The organism is Streptomyces sp. ActVer (genome assembly GCF_027270795.1).
Taxonomy (GTDB): domain Bacteria; phylum Actinomycetota; class Actinomycetes; order Streptomycetales; family Streptomycetaceae; genus Streptomyces; species Streptomyces umbrinus_A.
Map to the genome: position 1 here is coordinate 1 of NZ_JAPWHT010000677.1, position 3,819 is coordinate 3,819.

Here is a 3,819-nt window from a genome sequence, read left to right on the forward strand (position 1 = left end):
GGGGCCGGGTTTTCTCGCCCCCGCCGCCCCTACCCTCCCCCACTCTCGGCTTCGCCCGAGCGGGGGGACCCCCATCGTCACTAACTCGGGGGCCCCGCCCCCGAACCCCCAAAAGACTGCGCAGTCCCCCGCGCCCCCAGGTTTTTGGGGGCGCGGGGAACTGCGCGACCAGCCACACCCAACCCGCACCCGACAACACACCCCACGGGGTCTGGGGCGAAGCCCCAGGGTCAGACCTCTGTCAGGCCCTCCACCAAGGAGTCCGCCGCCCGGTACGGGTCCAGGTCGCCCGCGACGATCCGCTCCGCGAGCGCGCTGAGGCGGCGGTCACCATGAAGGTCTGCGATCCGTTCGCGCAGAGCCGTGACGGCGATCGTCTCGACCTCCCGGGACGCCCGAGCGAGACGCCGCTCCGCGAGCACCCCCCGCTCCTCCATCCACGCCCGGTGCTTCTCGAGCGCCTCGACGACCTCGTCGATCCCTTCCTCCCGCGCCGCGACCGTCTTCACGATGGGCGGCCGCCAGTCCCCCGGCCCCCGGGACTCCCCGAGCCCCAGCATGTGGTTCAGCTCACGCGCGGTCGCGTCCGCCCCGTCCCGGTCGGCCTTGTTGACCACGTACACGTCACCGATCTCCAGGATCCCCGCCTTGGCGGCCTGGATGCCGTCGCCCATGCCGGGAGCCAGCAGCACCACACTCGTGTCGGCCTGCGACGCGATCTCGACCTCGGACTGCCCGACGCCGACGGTCTCCACGAGGACGACGTCACACCCGGCCGCGTCCAGCACCCGGATGGCCTGGGGGGCGGCCCAGGCGAGCCCGCCCAGATGCCCACGTGTGGCCATGGAGCGGATGTAGACGCCGGGATCCGAGGCGTGTTCCGACATCCGCACCCGGTCCCCGAGGAGCGCACCGCCCGAGAAGGGCGAGGACGGGTCGACGGCGAGGACACCGACCCGCCTGCCCTGCCGGCGGTAGGCCGTCACGAGCGCCGACGTGCACGTCGACTTGCCGACACCGGGCGAGCCCGTGAGCCCCACGACGTACGCGTTGCCCGCGAGCGGCGCCAGTGCGGCCATGACCTCGCGGAGCTGCGGGGACGCCCCCTCCACCAGGGAGATCAGCCGGGCCACGGCCCGCGGCCGGCCTTCCCTGGCCTGGGTCACCAGCGAGGCGACGTCCTGCATCACAGCTCCGTTCATCGGACGGGAAACGTGCGTCAGACCTTGGGTACCCGCACGATCAGCGCGTCACCCTGCCCGCCGCCACCGCACAGCGCCGCCGCGCCCACTCCGCCGCCCCGGCGCTTCAGTTCGAGGGCGAGGTGCAGGACGAGCCGGGCGCCGGACATGCCGATCGGGTGACCGAGGGCGATGGCACCGCCGTTGACGTTCACCTTTTCCGTGGACACCCCGAGATCCTTCATTGACTGGACCGCGACGGCGGCGAAGGCTTCGTTGATCTCGATCAGGTCAAGATCCTCGACGCCGATGCCCTCCTTCTTGAGGGCGTGCTGGATCGCGTTGGACGGCTGCGACTGCAAAGAGTTGTCGGGTCCCGCGACGTTTCCGTGGGCTCCGATCTCCGCGATCCAGTCGAGTCCGAGCTCCAGCGCCTTGGCCTTGCTCATGACGACGACGGCGGCCGCCCCGTCGGAGATCTGGGAGGCCGAGCCGGCCGTGATGGTGCCGTCCTTGGCGAACGCGGGTCGCAGTTTGCCGAGCGACTCGGTGGTCGTCTCGCCGCGGATGCCCTCGTCCTTGCTGAAGACGACGGGCTCGCCCTTGCGCTGCGGAATCTCGACCGGGGTGATCTCGGCCTCGAAGAGGCCGTTCTTCTGCGCGGCGGCGGCCCGCTGGTGCGAGAGGGCGGAGAAGTCGTCCTGCTCGGGCCGCAGGATGCCCAGGCGTGTGTTGTGCTTCTCGGTCGACTCGCCCATGGCGATGTTCTCGAAGGCGTCGGTCAGCCCGTCGTACGCCATGGCGTCGAGCATCTCGATCGCGCCGTACTTGTAGCCCTCCCGGGACTTCGGGAGCAGGTGGGGAGCGTTGGTCATCGACTCCTGGCCGCCCGCCACGATCACGTCGAACTCGCCGGCGCGGATCAGCTGGTCGGCGAGCGCGATTGCGTCCAGGCCCGAGAGACAGACCTTGTTGATCGTGAGCGCCGGGACGCTCATCGGGATGCCCGCCTTGACCGCGGCCTGGCGTGCCGGGATCTGCCCTGCCCCGGCCTGGAGCACCTGACCCATGATCACGTACTGCACCTGGTCGCCGCCGATGCCCGCACGGTCGAGGGCGGCCTTGATCGCGAAACCACCGAGGTCGGCTCCGGAGAAGGACTTCAGAGAGCCGAGCAGCCGTCCCATCGGGGTGCGGGCACCCGCGACGACGACGGAGGTGGTGCTGTTCGTTCCAGACATGAGGAGCGATCCCCTTCCAGCTTGCACAGCTGAGGAGTGAACGAGGGTTTACTGAAAATGTACTGAGCGGTACGCCCCCCGTCATCCGGTGCGGTGTGTGATCGCGCGCACGTTGCGTAACCGCCTCGGGAGCGCTGCACTGACACCATGCTGACGCGAATCGACCACATCGGGATCGCCTGTTTCGACCTCGACACGACTGTCGAGTTCTACCGTGCGACATACGGCTTCGAGGTCTTCCACACCGAGGTCAACGAGGAGCAGGGCGTGCGCGAGGCCATGCTCAAGATCAATGAGACGTCCGACGGGGGCGCCTCCTATCTCCAGCTCCTGGAACCCACCCGCGAGGACTCCGCCGTCGGAAAGTGGCTGGCCAAGAACGGTGAGGGCGTGCACCACATCGCTTTCGGTACGGCGGATGTGGACGCGGACGCGGCCGCCATCGGCGACAAGGGCGTACGCGTGCTGTACGACGAGCCGCGCAGGGGTTCGATGGGGTCGCGCATCACCTTTCTGCACCCGAAGGATTGCCACGGCGTCCTGACAGAACTGGTCACATCGGCGCCCGTTGAGTCACCTGAGCACTGACCCGCGTACATAAGGGCCGGTAGGGTTGGGGACGGCCGCCGCTTCTTCGGGGCGGTCCGGGTCCTCATCGTCAGGATCCGAGGGCCGGGGTCCAGGTTTCGGGGGCGAGTGGCGGGGCAGCAGCGTGTGCTCCGCCGTTGATCTGACACCATTCCCCGGGGGCCCCGTTCGGCGGATGGACGGTGCTCGTTTGGAGAGACTTGCGACCAGGGGACGGATGGGACCGCGCAGTGCGGGGCTACGAACGCCAGGAGCGAGAGCCGGCGGCTGACGTCGACCACCTCTCTCGGTTCGAGGCCGAGATGGAACGGCTGAAGACCGAGCGGGAGAAGGCCGTCCAGCACGCCGAGGACCTCGGCTATCAGGTCGAGGTGCTGCGCGCCAAGCTGCACGAGGCGCGCCGCAGTCTGGCGACCCGGCCTGCCTACGACAGCGCCGACATCGGCTATCAGGCCGAGCAGATGCTCCGTAACGCGCAGATCCAGGCCGACCAGCTGCGCCAGGACGCCGAGCGGGAGCTGAGCCAGGCCCGCGCGCAGACGCAGCGGATCCTCCAGGAGCACGCCGAGCAGGCCGCGCGCCTCCAGGCGGAGCTGCACCAGGAGGCGGTCACCCGTCGCCAGCAGCTCGACCAGGAGCTCTCCGAGCGCCGGCAGAGTGTCGAGTCGCACGTCAACGAGAACGTGGCGTGGGCCGAGCAGCTGCGGGCCCGCAGTGAGCAGCAGGCCCGCCGGCTGGTCGACGAGTCCCGTGGCGAGGCGGAGCAGGCCCTGGCCGCCGCCCGCGCGGAGGCCGAGCGGGTCGCCGCG

3 protein-coding genes and 1 pseudogene are annotated in these 3,819 nt (G+C 69.9%); 2 read left to right on the top strand and 2 right to left on the bottom strand.

Translation table 11 applies throughout. The annotated features are described in order from the left end of the window. Positions 1 to 230: 230 nt before the first annotated feature. Positions 231 to 1,187: a methylmalonyl Co-A mutase-associated GTPase MeaB gene (meaB, locus tag O3Q52_RS50265; protein ID WP_269655113.1), complete on the bottom strand. Its 957-nt coding sequence runs from the start codon at positions 1,185 to 1,187 to the stop codon at positions 231 to 233. Between the two features lie 32 nt (positions 1,188 to 1,219). After that, positions 1,220 to 2,422 carry an acetyl-CoA C-acetyltransferase gene (locus O3Q52_RS50270; RefSeq protein ID WP_269655112.1) on the bottom strand — a complete coding sequence of 401 codons (1,203 nt, stop codon included), beginning with the start codon at positions 2,420 to 2,422 and terminating at the stop codon, positions 1,220 to 1,222. Between the two features lie 147 nt (positions 2,423 to 2,569). Here O3Q52_RS50270 and mce point away from each other — a divergent pair, with 147 nt between their 5' ends. Both mce and O3Q52_RS50280 read left to right on the top strand, forming a co-directional pair. Further along, a complete protein-coding gene (mce, locus tag O3Q52_RS50275; protein ID WP_190232135.1) occupies positions 2,570 to 3,010 on the top strand; it encodes a methylmalonyl-CoA epimerase in 441 nt (146 codons plus the stop codon). Positions 3,011 to 3,240: 230 nt separating this feature from the next. Further along, positions 3,241 to 3,819, top strand: a pseudogene (locus O3Q52_RS50280) (hypothetical protein); the annotation flags it as partial.